The 20734-nt window shown below is 41.6% G+C and carries 19 protein-coding genes; 12 read left to right on the forward strand and 7 right to left on the reverse strand.

From position 1 onward, the window contains the following. The first annotated feature begins 13 nt into the window (after positions 1–13). The 4 genes from NSS77_RS03555 (at position 14) to NSS77_RS03570 (ending at position 3843) form a co-directional block, all read left to right on the forward strand. Entirely contained in the window at positions 14–997 is a 984-nt protein-coding gene (locus NSS77_RS03555; RefSeq protein WP_342470422.1) for an aliphatic sulfonate ABC transporter substrate-binding protein, read from the forward strand. 15 nt (positions 998–1012) lie between these two features. After that, positions 1013–1852 (forward strand): ABC transporter permease, encoded by an 840-nt coding sequence (locus tag NSS77_RS03560; protein ID WP_342470423.1) that lies wholly within the window; start codon positions 1013–1015, stop codon positions 1850–1852. 2 nt (positions 1853–1854) lie between these two features. Then, on the forward strand, positions 1855–2586 hold the full coding sequence (locus tag NSS77_RS03565; protein ID WP_342470424.1) for an ABC transporter ATP-binding protein: 732 nt from the start codon (positions 1855–1857) through the stop codon (positions 2584–2586). Between the two features lie 753 nt (positions 2587–3339). After that, positions 3340–3843, forward strand: coding sequence for an N-acetyltransferase family protein (locus tag NSS77_RS03570; protein ID WP_342470425.1), 504 nt, complete (start codon positions 3340–3342; stop codon positions 3841–3843). Positions 3844–3914: 71 nt separating this feature from the next. Here NSS77_RS03570 and NSS77_RS03575 read toward each other — a convergent pair whose 3' ends face one another. From NSS77_RS03575 to NSS77_RS03585, 3 genes are all read right to left on the reverse strand, one after another. Further along, positions 3915–4559: a YitT family protein gene (locus NSS77_RS03575; RefSeq protein ID WP_342470426.1), complete on the reverse strand. Its 645-nt coding sequence runs from the start codon at positions 4557–4559 to the stop codon at positions 3915–3917. 149 nt (positions 4560–4708) lie between these two features. Beyond that, positions 4709–5194, reverse strand: a complete 486-nt coding sequence (gene ybaK, locus NSS77_RS03580) for a Cys-tRNA(Pro) deacylase (RefSeq protein ID WP_342470427.1) — start codon at positions 5192–5194, stop codon at positions 4709–4711. Between the two features lie 121 nt (positions 5195–5315). After that, on the reverse strand, positions 5316–5810 hold the full coding sequence (locus tag NSS77_RS03585; protein ID WP_342470428.1) for a DinB family protein: 495 nt from the start codon (positions 5808–5810) through the stop codon (positions 5316–5318). A 126-nt stretch (positions 5811–5936) separates the two neighbouring features. Between NSS77_RS03585 and NSS77_RS03590 the strand changes: the two genes are divergently transcribed. Then, entirely contained in the window at positions 5937–6689 is a 753-nt protein-coding gene (locus NSS77_RS03590) for an IclR family transcriptional regulator (RefSeq protein ID WP_342470429.1), read from the forward strand. A gap of 164 nt (positions 6690–6853) precedes the next feature. Continuing rightward, the gene (locus tag NSS77_RS03595; RefSeq protein WP_342468503.1) at positions 6854–8500 is read left to right on the forward strand and encodes an IS1182 family transposase; all 1647 of its coding nucleotides are present in this window, start codon (positions 6854–6856) and stop codon (positions 8498–8500) included. Positions 8501–8537: 37 nt separating this feature from the next. On the opposite strand, the gene NSS77_RS03600 is transcribed toward NSS77_RS03595, so the two are convergent. The 3 genes from NSS77_RS03600 to NSS77_RS03610 are packed head-to-tail and all read right to left on the reverse strand — an operon-like array spanning position 8538 to position 11606. Further along, entirely contained in the window at positions 8538–8843 is a 306-nt protein-coding gene (locus NSS77_RS03600) for a hypothetical protein (protein ID WP_342470430.1), read from the reverse strand. After that, the gene (locus NSS77_RS03605) at positions 8786–10624 is read right to left on the reverse strand and encodes an IS1182 family transposase (RefSeq protein ID WP_342470431.1); all 1839 of its coding nucleotides are present in this window, start codon (positions 10622–10624) and stop codon (positions 8786–8788) included. The genes NSS77_RS03600 and NSS77_RS03605 overlap by 58 nt, the downstream gene beginning before the upstream one ends. Continuing rightward, positions 10617–11606 (reverse strand): FAD-dependent monooxygenase, encoded by a 990-nt coding sequence (locus NSS77_RS03610; protein WP_342470432.1) that lies wholly within the window; start codon positions 11604–11606, stop codon positions 10617–10619. Before NSS77_RS03610 ends, NSS77_RS03605 begins: the two co-directional genes overlap by 8 nt. A 182-nt stretch (positions 11607–11788) precedes the next feature. Between NSS77_RS03610 and NSS77_RS03615 the strand changes: the two genes are divergently transcribed. The 6 genes from NSS77_RS03615 (at position 11789) to NSS77_RS03640 (ending at position 18092) form a co-directional block, all read left to right on the forward strand. Next, positions 11789–12550: a helix-turn-helix domain-containing protein gene (locus tag NSS77_RS03615; protein WP_342470433.1), complete on the forward strand. Its 762-nt coding sequence runs from the start codon at positions 11789–11791 to the stop codon at positions 12548–12550. 162 nt (positions 12551–12712) lie between these two features. After that, positions 12713–13663, forward strand: a complete 951-nt coding sequence (locus NSS77_RS03620) for a fumarylacetoacetate hydrolase family protein (RefSeq protein WP_342470434.1) — start codon at positions 12713–12715, stop codon at positions 13661–13663. 70 nt (positions 13664–13733) lie between these two features. Next, on the forward strand, positions 13734–14867 hold the full coding sequence (locus NSS77_RS03625; protein ID WP_342470435.1) for a cupin domain-containing protein: 1134 nt from the start codon (positions 13734–13736) through the stop codon (positions 14865–14867). A gap of 323 nt (positions 14868–15190) precedes the next feature. Continuing rightward, positions 15191–16219, forward strand: coding sequence for a TRAP transporter substrate-binding protein (locus NSS77_RS03630; RefSeq protein ID WP_342470436.1), 1029 nt, complete (start codon positions 15191–15193; stop codon positions 16217–16219). Positions 16220–16323: 104 nt separating this feature from the next. Beyond that, a complete protein-coding gene (locus NSS77_RS03635) occupies positions 16324–16821 on the forward strand; it encodes a TRAP transporter small permease (RefSeq protein WP_342470437.1) in 498 nt (165 codons plus the stop codon). Next, positions 16818–18092: a TRAP transporter large permease gene (locus NSS77_RS03640; RefSeq protein WP_342470438.1), complete on the forward strand. Its 1275-nt coding sequence runs from the start codon at positions 16818–16820 to the stop codon at positions 18090–18092. The genes NSS77_RS03635 and NSS77_RS03640 overlap by 4 nt, the downstream gene beginning before the upstream one ends. Positions 18093–18436: 344 nt before the next feature. On the opposite strand, the gene NSS77_RS03645 is transcribed toward NSS77_RS03640, so the two are convergent. Continuing rightward, on the reverse strand, positions 18437–20620 hold the full coding sequence (locus tag NSS77_RS03645; RefSeq protein WP_342470439.1) for a DNA topoisomerase III: 2184 nt from the start codon (positions 20618–20620) through the stop codon (positions 18437–18439). Positions 20621–20734 lie beyond the last annotated feature (114 nt).

Raw genomic sequence — 20734 nt, forward strand, 5'->3', positions numbered from 1 at the left:
AGGAGTGTTTTCGTTGAAAAAGAACATTGCCATAGTGCTAACCTTAATTCTTGCTCTTACCCTCATTCTTCAAGGATGCTCATCAAGCAATGCTTCCGGGAATGAAGAATTGAAAACCATCCGTTTGGATTATGCCTATTACTCTCCTGCCAGTCTCATATTAAAATATAACGGCTGGGCGGAGGAAGAATTTGAAAAAGAAGGCGTCAAAGTCGAATGGACATTAAGCCAAGGTAGCAATAAAGCGCTGGAATTCTTGACTTCCAACAGCATTGACTTCGGATCGGCAGCCGGTGCGGCGACACTAATTACCAAAACAAAAGATGTGCCGATCAAAAACATCTATATTACCTCCACTCCTGAATGGACGGCTCTTCTCACAAAAGATGCTTCCATTCAAAGCGTGGAAGACTTAAAAGGTAAAAAGGTAGCCGCCACTTACGGAACAGATCCATACATCTTCCTGCTTCGCGCATTGAATGAAGCCGGTTTATCCGAAAAGGATATTCAATTTGTCAACTTGCAGCACCAAGACGGCTATCAGGCTTTATTAAAAGGCGATGTGGATGCCTGGGCCGGCCTTGACCCGATCATGGCAACAGCCGAATTGAAATCCGGTGCGAAGATCTTTTATCGAAACATTGATTTCAATACGTATAACTTCTTAAATGTCCGGAAAGAGTTTGCGGAGAAACATCCGGAAGCGGTGGAAAAAGTGATTCAATTGTATGAAAAAGCCCGTGCATGGATCCTTGAGCATCCGGATGAAGCGGCGGAAATCATCGCAAAAGAAGCTCAAATTGATCTGGACATAGCGAAAAAACAATTGGAACGCACAAAATTTGATACGTACATCCCATCCGATGAACAAAAAGAAGCTCTTCATGCAGCCGGAGATATCTTGCAAAAAGCGGGCGTCATCGATCAGAAAGCGGATTTGACAAAACATATCGATGAATTGATTGATCCTTCTTTCGCTAAAAAAGTAAGTAAATAAGGAGGTTTACTAAAATTGAGTAAAAAAGTATCCGGAATATCCCAAACAATCCCGCTTTCTATTGAAACGAAAAAATCAGCCAAAAAGAAAAGAAATTCGAATGTATGGCTCGGCTTCATTTTGCCCGCCCTGCTGCTTGCCGTCTGGACGGCCGCAACGGAAACAGGATTTATTCCGTCTTACCAGCTCCCTTCCCCAAGAAATGTCATTGAACGGATTGTGCGTTTAGTGCAAGACGGTTCTTTATGGTCCCATGTCGGTATCACGTTTTACCGGGTGGGCATCGGGTTTTTCATCGGTACTGTGGCAGCCGTATTGTTGGGATCCATTGTCGGATTTTACAGCAAAGCCGAGAAAATTTTTGATCCGATTATCCAGGCATTCAAATCGATTCCTTCCTTGGCCTGGGTGCCCCTCTTCATCTTATGGATGGGCATCGGGGAAGCATCGAAAATCAGCTTGATCGCCGTCGGGGTATTCTTCCCTGTTTATTTGAACATCGTCAGCGGCATTTTGAACGTGGACCGGAAATTGATTGAAGTCGGAAAAGTATATGGATTGGGCCATTTCCAATTGGTCAAACGCATCATCTTCCCGGCAAGCCTCCCTTCCTTTTTCACAGGACTCCGTAGCGGCCTTGGGTTGGGATGGATGTTCGTCGTTGCCGCCGAATTGATGGGAGCGAGCGAAGGATTGGGATATCTCCTGGTGATCGGGCAAAACTCTTCCTCCCCCGACATCATCATTGCCAGCATCTTGTTGTTCGCGATTGTCGGCAAATTGACGGACTGGTTTGTGAAAATTATTGAAAATAAAGTATTGGCATGGCGAGATACTAGCGCGATAGGAGGTTAAACATGCTTACCATCAATCGACTCAACCGCATTTTCGAAGGCGATAACGGCGTGCGGAATGTCTCCTTTTCCGTGGAAAAAGGCGAAATCATCGGGCTGCTCGGAAAAAGCGGTTCGGGGAAAAGTACCATTTTGAAAGCCATTGCCGGTCTCGATCAAGGATATAGCGGGGACATTCTCATCAATGGCGATAAAATTCAGGGACCCCACGAAGAAATCGGGGTCGTCTTCCAGGAACCGCGGCTTTTTCCATGGTTGACAGTGCTTGAAAATGTCCAGTTTGGCCTGAATGGAAATAAAAAAGAAAACACCGCTGCCGCTCGGGAACTGTTGAAAGAAGTGGGACTCGAACATGCGGAAAATTTATATGTCAAACAATTATCCGGCGGAATGGCGCAGCGGGTGGCGATCGCCAGAGCCCTTGTAACAAATCCAGGCCTGCTCCTTCTCGATGAACCTTTCAGTGCGCTCGATGCGTTTACCAAAATGCAACTTCAAGATTTGGTGCTGAAAATCTGGAAATCGCAGCAGTTAACGGCGGTGATTGTCACTCATGACATCGATGAAGCTTTATACTTATGTGACCGGATCATCGTCTTATCCGGAAAACCCGGGCAAGTGGAGCGGGAATTCCGCATCGAGGAAGCGCGGCCCAGAAACCGCGGCAGCGAAACCCTTGCCCGCATGAAAGCGGAAATTCTGAAATCTTTAGGTATTGAAGCGGTCTACAGTTAATTCTGTTGTCCGCTTTAATATAACCCCCCTGTTACACGGGAAAGAGGCTGGGACATAACTAATAAAGTGAACGAGCTGCAAAAAGATTTTTTGTAAAAAATTGATTGGAGTGACGGGGCGAGTGCTCCTGTCGCGCACGCTTAGTCGCAAAGCAAAAGCTTTCCTGCGGGAACAGCCCGAGGCTCGAGACCCCGCAGGAGCGAAGGATTGAGCTCCGAGGAGGCTCGAGCCGGGCCTGCGGAAAGCGTCCCCGGAACGGAAATCAATTTTCTTCAATTATCAAAAAAACACCATTTTCTCCCGGGAGAAAATGGTGTTTTTTATCTTTTGTCCCAGCCTCTTTTCTTTTTCTTGGCGTCCAAAGGGGATCTTAATCTGCGCAAGCGAAAAGTTTCATCTGACCAGGAAGAACCCCAGTCCTTACAAAATAACTCCCACCTTTTGCATTATTTTTTTATCCTTCAATATCATCCCTCCCGCCCTTCATTGAATTGTCCATCGATTTTTGATTTATCTATTGGTAGCGTAATTGTTGAAAGGTCTTAAAAATTCCCCCTTGCTGGAACTTTCGGTTATGGCGGACAATAATGGGGAGCCATTTCCCTTTCGAAATTGTTTTATTTTATACTGGTAATAGAAACGATTGGAATGAAGGAAAACAACAATTTCATATGTTCGGCTTGTGCAAACCCTTTCCACCGGCATCCAAACGTTGATTGAATGAAAACCAATGAATAATAAAGGATGATTAATGTGACGAATGAAGTGACTTTTCGTATTGCGACCCTTGAAGATTTGCCAATCATTGTGGAGATTTACAATTCGACGATTCCAAGCAGAATGGTCACTGCGGATACGGAACCTGTAACAGTGGAGGATCGATTACAGTGGTTTTATAGCCATAATCCTGAAAAGAGACCTTTATGGGTGGTGGAATTTGAAGAAGATATTTGTGGTTGGGTAAGTTTTCAGTCTTTCTATGGGAGACCTGCTTATGATGCCACTGTTGAAGTCAGCATTTATCTTCATGAAACCTATAGAGGAAAAGGACTGGGGAAAAAGATTTTAAGCAAGGTGATCGAGGAATGCCCTAAGTATAAAATTGACACGCTGCTTGCTTTCATCTTTGGACACAACGAACCAAGCCTTAAACTATTCTACAGTTTCGGCTTTGAAAAATGGGGGCATTTGCCGGAAGTGGCGGAATTGGATGGGGTTAAGCGGGATTTACTGATTCTCGGCAAAAAAATACGGTAAATAAATATATCCGACCCAAGAAAGGGATAAAAATTTCTTGGGTCTCTTTCTAAAAAAGCAGTGAATCATTTCTAATGGATAAACGGTTTCTCCCCTTCCATCGCTTCTTCCCCTATACATTTTAATAGCAGTTTCTGGAAGTAAGGCAATGCAAATTGCACAATATAGCCGGATCCAACCGCAATAATGACCGTGCCGATGCCAAAGGGGCCACCCAATATCCATCCGATCACAGCAACGATCAACTCAATGGACATGCGGGCAACTTTAATGCTTCCCCCCAATTTTTCAACAATCCACATCATCAATCCATCCCGTGGACCCGATCCTAAATTTGGCGAAATGTACATCCCTGTGCCAAAACTTAAAACAAAAATGCCGATCAAAAAATAGATCAATTGGAAGAAAAAATTCTCCGCTTCAGGCAAAAGCCAATAAAAGAAGTCGATGAACACGCCTGTCAACAACATGTTTAACCATGTGCCGATTTTTGGAAAACTTTTATACATGAGCGAAGTAAAGGCAACAATGATAAGCCCCGTTATAATTACCCAGGAACCGATCGATAATCCGATTGTTTTATATAAAGCGATATGCAACACATCCCACGCATTGACCCCGATTTCTTCTCCTTTAATCACCATCGCAATTCCCAACGCCATAATGATTAAACCGGCGATGTAAAATCCCCAACGCCATGAATAAACTTTCCTCATCCTTCAAGCCCTTCTTTCTATCTAAATCTTTCTACCCCTGCTTCCAAACAAACATTTTCCACATGCCGCTGGAGCCATACCGGCATTTTTTGAATGGTCAACACGTTCCTGGAACAGAACTTCCTGCCCCTTCTTCATTACGAAAAAATCTATTTTTTTGTAACAGAAGCAAAATCCGCATCTACTGCATTTGCCAAATCCATTGGGGCCAATTGAATTTGCAATCCAATTTTTCCTCCGCTGACGATGATGTAATCAAGATTTTCCGCGGACTTATCAATAAATGTCGGAAACAGCTTTTTCATGCCGATGGGTGAACAGCCTCCGCGCACGTAGCCGGTTGTCCCCAGCAAATCTTTTAAAGGCAACATCTCCACTTTCTTTTCACCGGCCACCCTTGCAGCCGCTTTTAAATCCAACTCCGCTTCCACGGGGATTACAAACACATACATTTTTCCAGCCCCTGCCGTCGTCACAAGGGTTTTGAAGACATGGTCCACCGGATGCCCTATTTTCTTCGCCACCGATACCCCGTCGATTGCCCCCTCCGACTCATAAGCAATGGATTGAAAAGGCACCTTTTTTTGTTCCAATAACCGAATAGCATTGGTTTTTGCGATTTTCTTTTTCGTCACCTTTCATCACCTTCAATTTCCATTCATGCAATACCTATCATATCAGATTTTCCTGGAGCGGGTTGGATCGTCTTCATGAAAAAAGACCGTCCCTTACCGAAACGATCTTTCCCCTTGCCACTTACTTCACTTTTTCAAGATGACGTACCATTTGGCCGTAATGACTTTCCACATGATCGATAATTAAGTGATCGATTAAAAAAGACAACGGTTTGCCATCAAACTTTGGATTATAGCTGGGCGCGGTTTTTTCTAAATCCTCTTCCTTCACTTTTGACAGTACCTGTTCAACTTTAGGAACAAGATTTTTTAGTTTTTCAACCGCTTCTTCTTTTTTCAATTGGGATACCACCTGATCACTAACCGCTGCCAAACGGCGAACATGCTCGTGATTGCGTCCCCATTTGGCCCCTGGTACAATAAGCAATGCTTCTAAATCCGCCACCCAAAAATCCACTGCTTCCAAAACATGTGATACAATTTGCATAGCGGACCATTCCTTTTCGGAAGGCTTCATATACAACTTTTCTTCATCTGTGTTTTCCAGCACTTCAATGATTTTCTCTATACTGTTTTTGAATGATACCAGTTTGTCATTTAATACTTGAACAACCATATCAAACTCCCCTTTATCAAAATAGTGAATTTTACCCCTTATATTGATAATATATATCATAAAATATTAAACTATTATTAATGAATACGCAATGAATACAACCTACACCAGAAAGGAACAATTTTTATGACAAAATCTCCTTCAACTATCGGTTCACTTAGTCAAGGGATTAAAATCATTGATGTCGTCGCACAAAGCGACGTTCCGGTGAAATTTACGGAACTCCAGCAAAAAACAGGTATATCCAAAAGCAACCTTTATAAATATTTGAACACACTAACACAGCTTGACCTGTTATATCGGGATCGACAAGGTTCCTACTCTCTTGGCTACAAACTCCTTGAATACGGAAATGCAGCCATGAGAAATCATGATATCACAAGCAAATTATCTCCGTACTTCAAAGAAATCAGCAATATTACGCAGATGTCCACTTCTCTTTCCATTTGGTTAAATGATTGCCCGGTGATTACAAATATTTGGAATACCAATTACGGCATTAATATCGGTGCCCAAATCGGCACAAAACTGCCTCTTTTATCCGCCGCCGGGAAAGTGTTTGCCGCCTATTCAAAGAACGAAGAAGTGGCCCAATGGATTAAGCTGGAGCAAGAAAGGATTCCGAATTTTTCTGAGGAACAATTTCATAAAGAATTGCAGGAAATCCGCAGCTCCCATGTAGCCTTTGCGAAGGAACCGCTTGTCAATCATGTATCTTCTTTCGGCGTGCCGATTTTAAATTACAAAAATGAAATTATAGCCGCTGTTGCGGTAATCGGGTTTACGGAAAACATCCCGAACGATCCAAAAGTTGAAATGATTCAAAAAGTCATCGACATATGCAAGGAAATGTCAAGAATTTACGGCTATCATGAATAAGAGTGAAAAATGAGGCTGGGACAAAACCCCCTCTAAAATGGAAACAGCCCATGAAATTTTGGAATGAAATTTCATGGGCTGTTCTTCATTTTTTCAATAAAAATAAGGACCTCTTCTGTTAAAATTAAGTTACCACACCAAACCTAACAGAAAGAAGGGTCCTTATGTTCAAATATTATAACATGAATCAATTAGTTTTGCCTCTAGATTTAGAAATAAAATTACAAGAAAATGATATTGCCTTCCACATTCACCATTTAGTTGAAAGTATCCCCGATGAAGCCTTTCAGCCGTTTCTTCGAAATACAGGTTGTCCTGCTTATCATCCACGCATGATGCTAAAAATTATTTTGTGTGCTTATTCCCAATCAGTCTTTTCAGGTCGGAAAATTGAAGCCCTTTTAAAGGACAGTATTCGGATGATGTGGTTGGCACAAGGCTATGAACCAAGTTATCGGACGATCAATCGTTTTCGTGTGCATCCGGAAGTAAAAGAATTAATTCGTCAATGTTTTGTCCAATTCCGTTGCCAACTGGTGGAAGAAAAATTAATTGATCAAGAAGCAATTTTCATTGACGGTACAAAGATTGAAGCGAATGCCAACCGATTTACTTTTGTGTGGAAAAAATCCATTGAAAAATACAACAAAAGCTTAATTGAAAAATCCAATCAGCTCTACAACGAACTGTTAGAGAAGGAAATCATCCCTGAAATGGAGCGGGAAAATGAGGGAGAACTGTCCGTTGAAGAACTCGCTCAAATGGTGCAACAAGTCGATGAAGTGATTACGGAATATGACCAAAAGATAGAAGCATCGCCCGATGCCACAGAACGAAAAGCATTAAGAAGCGAACGGAAATATCCGAAGCGAGTGTACAAACAGTTGATTGACTTGATTTTACGTAAACAAAAGTATCAAAAAGACTTCGAAATCTTGGGTGAACGGAATAGTTATTCCAAAACAGACTTAGATGCGACGTTCATGCGAATGAAAGACGACTATATGAAAAACGGTCAATTGAAGGCTGGATACAACGTACAAATCGCAACAGAAGGTCAATACGCACTGGCTTATGGCATTTTTCCAAATCCTACCGATACACGTACATTGATTCCGTTCTTGAATGAGATTGAGAAGCATTATTTTCCATTGCCAAAATATATTGTCGCAGATGCTGGTTATGGTAGTGAACAGAACTATGAGGACATCCTTTCGAATCGAAAATGTGAGGCACTTATTCCATATACCATGTATGAGAAAGAACAAAAGAAGAAATATAAACAAAACCCATTTCATCCAGACAATTGGACGTACGACGAAGAAAGTGATACCTACACGTGTCCGAATCAGCAGCGGGTAACCTTCCGATATCGTTCTGTACGTACCGATAAGACCGGTTTCAAACGAGAATTGAAAATCTATGAATGTGAAAACTGTTCGGGATGTCCATTCCGTTCTTCATGTACAAAAGCAAAGGAAGGCAACCACCGAAAAGTCATGGTGAATGAAAAATGGGAACGACAAAAAGAATATGTAAGAGCGAAGCTTTCAGAAGAAAAAGCAGGTTCTATTTTCCGTCAACGTAAAATGGACGTAGAACCAGTTTTTGGATTCTTGAAGGCTAATTTGCGTTTCACTCGATTTTCCGTCCGAGGAAAATCGAAGGTGGAAAATGAAATGGGGATTGCCTTAATGGCCGTGAATTTACGGAAATACACGGCCAACAAAGATCAACTAACCAAAAATAATGGAGAGAAATGGAAAAAGGAGAATTTGAGTTGGCTCAAATTCTCCTTTTTCCTATTTTGAAGCTAGTTTTGTCCCAGCCTCATTTTTGTTCCATATATCACTGAATGCCGGACACTTCCTTTTCTTTTTTAAAAATGCCGTATAGGAAGTCTACGACATGATAATCTGTAGGTTTATGTCTTTCGAACACTGCATCCCGCACCATTTTTAACACTTCATCTTCCGCATGGATAATTTCCCCCCACTTGCGGGCACTACGTTGAACCATGCCGGCACGGGGAGCGCGGATTTTTTCATATTTTTTAAACGCTTCTTCATACGTATCGCATTCGATCAGTTTTTCTCTTAGGCACCAAGCATCTTCAAGCGCTTGAACGCCGCCTTGTGCAAGATATTGCAACATCGCATGAGCCGCATCTCCAAGGGCTTGTCTAAAAAGTCCATAAAAACAGAGCGAATGGAGAAAACAATGAGTTTTTCCATTCGCTCTGTTTCCTTATTTTTGAAATTGGTTTGGGAATTTGCGGCCCATTTCAGTATGTTGTGGGCCATTGCCACAATCCCGAATTCTGTTCGGACTTTATGAAGCCCCCGTAACAGAAATCGAGTGAAACGCAAATTGCCCTTGATGTTCCCGAACACACTTTCGACATCCACTTTACGCTTCGCATAAAGAGCTGCCTTTTGTTCGTCACCAAGAGCTGCTTTGGCTTTCGCTTTCATTTCTTCATAAATCGTGTTCCAATATACTCGACGATTTCCTTTGGCTTTCGTACACCCATTCTTCAACGGGCAATCCGTACAATCTTCACACTCGTACACTTTCAAATCTTGTATGTATCCAGATGCATTTTTTCTTTTTTGATAATACTTGAATACGACTTTCCGATTGTTCGGACAGATAAAGCAATCGTCTTCTTCGATGTATTTCCAGTTTTGTACTTTTGATAAATCCTTTTTAAACTTTTTACTTTGTTCCTTCAAATAGGTTTGGTATGGGGCTAATAATTCAAAACGAGGTTCTTTTTCTTCGCCAATCGCATATAAATAGTTTTCTTCACTCGCATATCCTGCATCGGCAATGACATACTTGAGTTTCTTTTCCTTCGGTATCGATTCCAATAACTTTTCCATAAATGGTTGGAAACAGCGAGTATCTCCTGGATTTTGATAAATTTCAAATCCCACGATAAATTGATGTTGTGTGGCGAGTTGAACATTATAACCCGCCTTGAGTTGGCCGTTTTTCATATGGTCCTCTTTCATTCGCATAAAAGTGGCCTCATGGTCGGTTTTCGAGTAGCTATTTCGTTCACCTAGAATCTGTTTTTGTACTTTGTATTTTCGTAATCGTGGAAGATAATCCGTTTGAATCGTTTTCAGTTGTTTGGTGAGTTGGGATTTTTTAGAGCGAAGTTCTTTTTTTCTTTCTTTGTCTTCTTCCTGTTTATAATCTTTTTCCAAAGCTTCTATTCTCTCAGAAAGTTGTGCCGATGATTTTTCTAATTCTTCTTCTAATTGTTCTTCTTTTAATTCCTCCAAGGCGATTTGGTGCGCTTCTTGTAGAAACGATTGAATTTTGGCTCGTAGTTTCTGATCATATTTTTCTACGGATTTTCGCCATACAAACGTATATTTGTTGGCATTCGCTTCTATTTTCGTACCATCCACAAAAATATGGTCGAGGTCGATAAATCCTTGTTCTACTAGTTGAAGGACAAATTGTTCAAATACAGAATCCATCATGTTTGACATACGAACACTACGAAAATCATTTATTGTGCGATGGTCAGGGGTTTGCAATCCCGCCAACCACATCATCGGAAGATTTTCTTTCACCATTTGCGCCATTTTCCGACTTGAATAAACGTTTTGAGTGTACGCATATAAAATCACTTTCAATAACATTTTAGGGTGATAGGGTGCACGACCCCCACCAACATAATGAGTATACAACACTTCATCCGGAATCGATTCCACCATTTCATCCACTAAACGGGCGACATGATTTTCAGGAATATACATTTCGATATCTAAAATGCTCATGACTTGACGATTGCAATAAGGTTGGAAAACTAGCTTTTTGCGTTTCTTGTTCTTTTGAACCTCTATTTTTTGAATACCCTCTAGAGTCATTTCTAATTGCGTGTTATAATTTTCTTGAATAGTCATTTGATTATTCATAAAAAATCGTCCTTTCTTTAGAATGTTTTTTGGTCAATTTCATTCTATAAAAAAGGACGATTTTTTTGTACCCTAAAAACAGAAAAAAGGGCTGAGCCGAAGGTCGATTCAATCGACTTTTCGGACAGCCCCCTTTTGACCAAGTGTCAATCGGTTCCCGGTCAAACATCTGCCATTTGAACTGGCGATTGATGAATTTTAATAAATAATGTGCATCCGGATGCGCCCCTTCAAAGCGGCGGAATAATTCTTCCGGCGTTCCCCAATCTTCCACGGATGTATCGTAAGATTTGAAAACCACTACCAGATTGAATAATTCTCCGCGGCGGATTGGATATTGCACCAAGTGAAGATTTGGACCAATCCACATAATCACATCATCCAACGTCACTTGATCTTTCACTTCTTCGATCGGAATCGTTCCACGATACGCCACATACTCCGAGTTCACCGGGGCATCGTCAACAAATAATTTGCGAAGATTCGATTTTACCCCATCCGCACCAATAACGGCATCCGCTGAATATCTGTCGCCTTTCTCAGAAATGATTGTAACAGTGCCATTTTCTTGTTCCGCAGTTTGAATTCTTGAGTTTGTGAAAAATTTGATGTTTTTCCGTTTTTGACATGCTTCAAAGAGCACACGGTGCAAATCGGAACGGTGCATTACGATATAAGGTTGGCCAAACTCTTTTTGGAATCCCTCTCCCAAATCAAGGGATGCCACTTCTTTTCCTGAATAAATATCCTTTAATACTAATCTTTTTGGCAATACGGCATATTTTAATATTTCTTCCTTTACCCCGAAGCGATCCAACACTTCAAGTGCATTCGGCGCCAATTGCAGACCTGCCCCCACTTCTCCAAATTCCGGCGCCTGTTCAAATACCGCAACAGATTTCCCCGCATCATTTGCAGCTAAAGCAGCGGCTAATCCCCCGATTCCACCGCCTACTACAATCACATCACTAATTTTTGACATAAAAAACTCCACCCCTTTGTTTGAATCAATCGTTCCATTTTTAGAGAACAGTGTTCTCTTTAAGAAAACTTTATAATACAATTCTAATATCCGTCAATATTTAAATCGAAAAATTCTAAAATTTCTTTCTAAATCAATTATTTGCTATAATATCGGACATCAGATGTAGTTGGAGGAATATTATGTCAAAAGAAAACAAGATTCAATCATTAGAAATCGGTTTAAACATTTTAGAAATCATCGCAACCTATAATAAGCCATTGAAATTTTCAGAAATACAAAACATCACATCAATGACCAAAAGCAATTTGCACAAATATTTGACAACCTTGCATGAATTCGGGGCGATTCAGCGAAATCCCGACAATACTTATTCTTTGGGACATAAATTGATTCAATTGGGGAATCTTGCCCAGGGACAAACTTCAATCGTGGAAGTGGTGATTCCGTATTTGAAAAAAATCAGCGAGAAAACCGGTCTTACCGCCCTACTTGCGGTGCCATCCGTCGGCGGTCCTCTGGTTTCCTATATTTCAGACGCATTATATGGAATTAACATCGGTGCGCAAATTGGAACAAACTTGCCTTTACATTCATCTACCGGAGTCATTTTTGCTTCCTTCCATAATGAACTGGTCAAAAAATGGCTTGATTCCGAAATGGAAAAATTGAATGAAGCACAATTAAAAGAACTGCAAAAAGAATTCGAAACGGCAAGAAAAACTTATTTTGTCTCAAAAATTGAACCATTAGTAACCCATGTATCTTCCTTCAGCGTCCCAATTTTAAATTTTGAAAAGGAATTACTGGGGGCAATCACCATTGTCGGCTATACGCAAACTATTCCCACTTCATCGGATCATCCGGTTAGCCGATACATTATCAACATCAGCAAGGAAATTTCCTCTCAATACGGTTTTTCCGAATCCGTTTCAAGTGAATAACCTTAAAAATCTTTTCCCGCCTGCTTTTAAAGGTGGGAGTTTTTTATTTCTACATGGATATTTCTGAAAACAAAAAATATTGACAACATTTTTACAAGAGATTAATATTTTTATATAAATAGTGAACTTGATTCTCTATAATTATAATTAGGAGGACGATTAATGAAATTAGTCAATTTTACAGCAGACGGACACATCCGCGCCGGTGCAATTGTAAACAATCAAGTGATCGATTTAAACTGCGCTTACCAGGCTCAGCTTAAAGCACAAGGCAAATACCGTTATCAAGAAATTGCCCATGCATATGTACCTGCCATAACAGATGAACTGTTCCAGGGTGGAAAAGAATCATTGGTACTTGCACAAGGAGCCATCGATTTCATTTTGGAAAACCCTGATTATTCCGATAAAAAAGCGGTTTACCACCGCAGTGAAGTGAAAATTGAAGCACCTGTTCAAAAACCTGGAAAGATCATTTGTGTAGGCCACAACTTTCGTAAACATATTCAAGAAATGGGCCGAGAAATTCCAACCCATCCAGTCATTTTTGCAAAATTTGCCAACACGATTATCGGTCCGGAAGATGACATTCCATACTATCCTATTTCTGAACAGCTGGATTATGAGATGGAATTCGCTTTCGTCATTGGTAAACAAGCACGGAATGTTTCTGAAGAAGATGCGCTCGATTATGTGGCAGGATATACCATTGCCAACGACGTCACATATCGCGATATTCAACGCCGCACCCTTCAATGGCTGCAAGGAAAAACAGTGGACGGCTCTTTACCGTTGGGGCCTCACTTAGTGACTGCGGATGAAATCGGCGATCCGGCTGGACTTGAAATGGTCTTAAAAGTAAACGGTGAAGTGAGACAATCTACCAATACCGATGACTTTGTATTTAATGTTCCAAAACTGGTTTCCTTCTTATCCGGCTTATTGACTCTTGAGCCAGGCGATCTTGTATTGACAGGTACCCCTGGAGGCGTCGGTTTTGCCATGAACCCTCCTCAATTCTTAAAGGACGGAGATGTTGTCACAATCGAAATCGAGAAGATTGGAGTACTTGAAAATAAAGTGAAAGCTGTCAAACAACCGGCAAACGTTTAATGCCAGCCATTTGGTATGAGCAGCTTATCGGCTGCTCCCTTTAAAAAATAATTGGAAAAGGAGAATGACCATGGGTGAAGTAAGTCAAGAAATGAAAGAATTTATGAAAAGTTCCATTGTAACCGATTTCACGAGAGACATTCAGCAGTATCATCTTGGGCCACTTTGGGAAGCGATTCCAGAAATCATGCATCACACACCGACTCCGCAAGCGGAAGCTTATCTTTGGAGCAGTGAATTGATTGAGAAGAAAATGGCGGAAGCTACCCAAATTTTTACACCTGAACGCGGTGGTGAACGCCGGGCAATCTATTTCCAAAATCCTGGTTTGACCTATCGCAAACCTTGGGGGTGGGCATCCACAACCCAAACAATCTATGTAGCTGTCCAAAGCTTGCTGCCTGGTGAAAAGGCGCCATCCCACCGCCACTCTCAAAACGCCATGCGCTTTATTTCAAAAGGTTCTGGTGCATACACAATTGTCCAAGGACAACGGGTATTCATGGAGGAAGGAGATTTCCTCATCACTCCGAAAGGTTTATGGCATGGCCATGAACATGTTGGCACCGAGCCAATGTTATGGATGGATGCATTAGACATTCCAACCGTATTTGCGATTGGCGGTACATTCTTTGACCCATACGAAGATACAGAAGACGGTTTACAACGTCCGGAAGTGCCGGACAACTTCAGCGAAAAACGTTACCAAGGCGGCATGGTTCGCCCATTGGGAGATGGCAAATATACAATTGCACCACTGGCAAACTTCAAATGGCAGCGAACAGTCGATGCCATCAAAGGATTAATGGAATTCGATCCGGATCCAAACCACGGTTATGCAGTGGAATACATTAATCCATCCACTGGCAAATCGGCTAACCCTACTCTTGGTACCCGAATGCAATTTTTGCCGAAAGGTTTCCATACAAAAGCGTTGCGTCATACACATTCAACGGTTTATAACGTGCACAAAGGTTCCGGTTATTCGGTGATCAACGGTGTGCGCTTCGACTGGAAACAAGGCGACTATTTTGTAGTACCGAACTGGGCTTGGTATGAACATGTGGCATCCGAGGACTCTTACCTGTTCTCTGTCAACGACTTGCCGATTATGGAACGCTTCGACCTGGAAGTTGAACAAAAATATGAATCTAATAATGGATTCCAAGAAATCACCGGAGAATTTAAAGCGGCATTCAGATGATGAAACAAATAAGAGCAGAATCTCCAAATGGGATTCTGCTCTTTTATCTCATTTTTTTCTAATAAGTTTTCAATTTTTCTAAGTTGGAAATGTGAAAAATATTGACACTATTGTGACAAATTTATATTATTAGTGTATCAAGTTCACTATTAATAGACGTTAATTTCGTAAACGAAATTTTCTATTTAAGGACAATGATTTTACGATTGGTTTACTTAAAAAATTGAATATGTTGTCAAAGACTATCATGTAATATTGATAGATTGATTTTATTGCAAATAGTCTTTTACATATTATTTTTTATTCAAACAAGGGGGATTTTTATGAGTTTTAAAAAATTATTTTTTTCTTTTCTTATTGGGGGATTAGTTCTTGCATTAGCTGCATGCGGAAGCAACGACTCTTCCGAATCCAACGGAAATGCGGGGGCTGAGGGGGAAACCCGCGTATTTAAGATTGCTCACGTTGTGCAGGAAAATCACGTCTGGAACGTAACAGCCGAGAAATTTGGTGAAGAATTAAGAAAACTTTCGGATGGACGTTTTGATATTGAAATTCACCCTGCTTCAACATTGGGAACGGAAGCGGATATGGTGCAACAATTAGAAACCGGTGCCATTGACTTTGGCTTTATGACAAACGCTTACATGAGCACCCGTCAAGATTCATTGAATGCCTGGTTTATGCCTTATTTATTCTCAAGTATAGAGGAAGCTATAGCACTGCGGGAATCTGAACCGGCAAAACAAATGCTGGAGGAATTGAATTCCCAGGGTCTGGTGGGTCTGGACTTTATGTTTGCCGGAAACCGACATGTTTTGATGACGGATGGCTTTGCGAAATCTCCTGCAGATTTGAAAGGGAAAAAGATCCGAATTATCGGTAGCCCTGCCATGCAATCTTACTGGGAAAAAGTTGGTGCTGGACCGACAGCAATGCCGCTGAGTGAAGTTTATACTTCTTTACAAACAGGCGTAATCGATGGCATTGATATCGATTTGGATGCTCTAGTCACTGAGAAATATTATGAAGTGGCTAAATATTTAACCTTAACAAACCAAATGACATTCCCTACTGTCATCGTAATGAGTAAACAAGTTTATGATTCATTATCACCGGAAGATCAAGAGATGATCCGTACAGCATTGAAAAATGCGGTTGACTGGGGAGTGCAAGAAGCCATTAAACGTGAAGAATCCAATTTGCAAACATTAAAAGACGCCGGTGTTGAAGTATTGGAAAATATTAATACTTCTGCCTTCCAGACAGTAACAGATGAAGTTCGAAATGAATTTTCCGAGAAATCAGATATTATCAAAGCATTTATTGAAGAGGCTGAAAGCAATAAATAGTTTTTTGAGTCGGGGACTTTCTAACTTATAAATGAAGGATAAGTGGAACAAGTCCCCTTTTTTTGGATTACCAATGAATCTTGTAATAGATAGAGGGTGTTCTTTTGAAAGTTATTAACAAAATCAGCGATGTCGTTTATTTCATTGAGAAAGTGTTGGCATTTACTCTTGCGATGACATTGTTAATATCGATGGTTGGAGGATTTTTCTTCCGTTATGTGTTGAAAAGCCCTTTATTATGGTCAGATGAGTTGGCCATCTTCTGCTTGATCTGGATTACATTCATTGGCGGAAGCATGGTTTTGAAAGAAAAAAGCTCACCTTCCATCACGTTATTCATTGATGCGGTTTCGAAAACGTATAAAAAATATTTGACGATCATCAGCAACCTCATCTTATTAATCTTTGTTGCCTATGTTCTCTACTTGGCAATGGATTGGATTATGAAACCGAATATTTTCATTCAAAAATCAACAGCTTTAAATTGGCCTAAAATCTATTTTTACTTAAGTATCCCAATTTCCTTTGCCTTTTCGACGATCCATGTCATCAATAACACAATCCAGACCTTTAAGGGAGAAGATGGGGGTGCCTTACATTGATCATTGCGCTCATTGCTTTTGCTGTATTGCTATTGTTGGGCGTCCCAATTGCCTATGTTCTTGGAATTACAACTGTCATCTATATTTTCACCACAGATAATTTGACATTATTAATCACAGTCCCTCAACGGCTGTATTCCGGAATGGAAAACTACGGACTACTTGCAATTCCCCTTTTCATGCTCGCCGGGGAATTGATGAACTTCGGCGGGATTACAAAAAGGCTAGTGAATTTTGCGAAACAGTTCATTGGGCATTTTCGAGGCGGACTCGCATATGTAAACGTGGCCGCCAACATGATGCTGGCGGCCATTATCGGTTCCGCAACAGCTCAAATTGCCATGATGAGCCGGACAATGGTGCCTGAAATGGAGAAGTCGGGCTACAGCAGATCTTTCAGTACTGCGACAACAGCTGCAGCTGGGCTTCTTGGGCCAATCATCCCGCCAAGTATGCTCTTTATTATTTATGGTGTCAGTTCTGGAGCTTCCATTGCGGACATGTTCAAGGCGGGTGTAATACCTGGAATCTTGTTGGGCCTCTCCTTCATCGTCATTATTGCCTTCATTGGTTTGAAAGAAAGTTGGCCCAAAGAAAAGCGGGCATCGATTGGGGAAATGTTTCGCTCCTTTTTAAGTGTACTGCCGGCGCTTTCCGTTCCGCTTATTATCATCGTCGGCATTTTAAGCGGTGCCTTTACGGCAACAGAATCTGCAGCCGTTGCAAGTTTCGTTGCGCTGCTGGTGGGTCTGTTCTTTTATCGGGAACTTAAGTTTTCACAAATCCCAAGAATTTTAATTAACACTGTTTCCACAACGGCAGTCATTACGATTTTGATTGCCATGGCCAATATTTTTGGATGGATGCTGGCTTTTGAACGGGTACCGCAACTCATTGCCGAATGGATGGTTTCCATTTCGGACAGTACGGTGATATTTTTAATGCTCGTGAACATTTTCCTTTTGATTCTGGGAATGTTTATGGATGGTATTGCCGCATTGATTATTTTGGTTCCAATTTTTATGCCTTTGCTTCCATTGTATAATGTGGATCCGATTCATTTTGGAATCATCATTTGCATCAACTTGACCATTGGTATCTTAACGCCCCCGGTCGGTTCCGGATTATTCATTGCCTCTTCCATTACAAAAGTGCCGATTGGCGAGTTGGTCAGATCTCTATGGCCGTTTTTAGTCACTTCCGTTGTGGTCTTGTTGATTCTGACCTATATACCTTCCCTCACTCTATGGTTGCCTCATGCAACAAAATAAAAAAAGGAAAAGCGGTTGGGAAAGAGTTTTCCCTCCGATTTTTCTTTATTTTTGAAAAATCCTTTATAGAAAAGATTGCACATGATGGATACTCTTTGGCCATTCCAAATCTCTCTGTCAACATCAAACCATTCATGGACTCTTACCCCATCCTGGTTTGAAATTCAAAGCACTCAAAAAAGGGGATCCGGAAAGCCAAATACTTTCCGGATCCCCTATAATTTTTGTCAACTTTCCTTCGCTCCTCCTGCTTTCCGCCATTTTTTTGTGACGGAAGCGTCACCGACATCCGCAAAAAGCCTTTCGGAGCGTCCCCTTCTTTTTTAGCCCATGCATTCATGCATTTATTGATCGAGTTTCAATTGTTTCAATGCTTCCGCAAGCGCATTATTCGAAAAGGTTTCATTTTCTTTCTTCAAATATTTTTGGAGCGTCCGCTTGTCCACTTTTCCGCTTGTTTGATGCTTCCGCTTTTCTTGGAATGTGGACCATTTTTCACGGAATCCGCATTGGCAAACGAGAATTTTCCCTTCCCCTTCTCCGTGCAATTCCATCTTCTTATGGCAATTTGGACAGCGGATATTCGTGAATTGGGAGACGGTTTTCCGATAGCCGCATTCCCGGTCTTGGCAAACGAGCATTTTCCCTTTCTTCCCGTTCACTTCGAGCATCCATTTTCCGCATTCCGGGCAAGTTTTGGATGAAAGGTTTTCGTGTTTATATTTTTTATCGCTCGTTTTGATTTCTCGGACAATTTCTTTTGTATACTGTTTCATTTCGTTGATGAACGCTTCTTTTTTCAGTTTGCCCTTTGCAATCTGCTCGAGCTTCATTTCCCACTCGGCGGTGAGAGCCGGGGATTTCAAATCTTCCGGCACCAAGTCCAGAAGCTGGCGGCCTTTGGAAGTCAAGTAGATTTCCTTTCCGCCGCGTTTTTCAATCATGAAGCTGTTGAATAACTTCTCGATGATATCGGCGCGGGTTGCCACCGTTCCGAGTCCGCCGGTGGATTTTAATGTTTCCGCCAGCTTCCGGTTGTTCGATTCCAAATATTTCGTCGGATTTTCCATTGCGGAAAGCAGTGTGGCTTCCGTAAAGCGGGCAGGCGGCTTCGTCTTCCCTTCTGTCATCTGGATGCCCGTAATCGACAGCGTATCCCCTTTTTCAATCGGCGGCAATACTTGTTCGCGAACATCTTCATCATCCTCTTCCGACACATCGCTGGCAAATACTTTTTTCCAGCCAGCATTCAAAATGTTTTTCCCTTTGGCGATAAAGGTTTCATCCCCGATTTTTGCATGAATCGTCAATTGGACATATTCTGACGGAGGGAGAAGCACCGCCATGAAACGTTTGACCACCAAATCGTATATTTTGCGTTCCTTGTCGGTAAATTTGGATAAATTCGGCACCTGTTCAGTCGGGATGATGGCATGGTGATCGCTGACTTTTGCGTCATCCACAAAAGCTTTGTTGGCTTTGATCGGCTTTTTCAAAATTTCATTGGCCAATTGCCGATATTCGCCAACACCGCACGCCTTCAGTCTTTCCGGAATGGTAGAAACGATATCGGATGAAAGATATCGGGAATCGGTTCTTGGATACGTCAATACTTTATGATGCTCATACAGCCTTTGCATAATGTTCAACGTTTCTTTTGCGGAAAAACCGAACAGTTTGTTGGCATCCCGCTGCAATTCCGTCAAATCATAGAGTGCGGGAGCGTAGGATTTTTTCATCTTTTTCTCGACGGCTGTGACAACTGCGTTTTTGCCCCTTACCATTTGGATGATGGATTCGATTTTTTCTTTATGAAAACTCCGCGTGTTGCCGGAAGCATCTTTCCATGTGAGGGTCACTTTGTCGCCGATTGCCTGGATTCCATAATACTCTTTCGGGACAAAGTTTTTGATTTCTTCCTCCCGGGCGGCAATGATGGCCAGAGTCGGCGTTTGCACACGCCCGCAGTTTAATTGGGCATTATATTTTGTCGTAAGCGCCCGTGTCGCGTTCAATCCGATATACCAGTCCGCTTCAGACCGGGCAACGGCGGATGCATATAAGTTTTCATACAGTTTCCCTGGTTTTAAATTTTTGAACCCTTCTTTGATCGCTTTATCCGTCACCGATGAAATCCAGAGACGTTTGATCGGTTTTCGGACTTTCGCTTTTTCGATAATCCACCGCGCCACCAGCTCCCCTTCCCTTCCGGCGTCAGTCGCAATGATGATTTCGCCGACATCCTTCCGGTGAAGTTGGGTTTTCACATTGTTGAATTGTTTCGCTGTCTGCTTGATGACCATCAGTTTCATTTCATTCGGAAGCATCGGCAAATCCTCAAGCTTCCATGTTTTATATTTCACATCGTAATGCTCGGGATCGGCAAGGGTCACCAAATGGCCCAGTGCCCAAGTGACGATGTATTGATTTCCTTCCAAATAGCCGTTGCCGCTTTTGTTGCATTTCAACACCCGCGCAATATCGCGCGCCACTGACGGTTTTTCGGCCAACACTAAACTTTTTGCCATAGGTTACATCCTTTCGTAAGTCATAAAGTTACTATAGCATATCTTCGAGCATCATTCATTTTAGAAACTTTTGATTGGTAACTTACATTTTTTCCTATTATAATAAATGTAAGC

It is taken from the genome of Ureibacillus sp. FSL K6-3587 (assembly GCF_038593165.1).
Taxonomy (GTDB): domain Bacteria; phylum Bacillota; class Bacilli; order Bacillales_A; family Planococcaceae; genus Ureibacillus; species Ureibacillus suwonensis.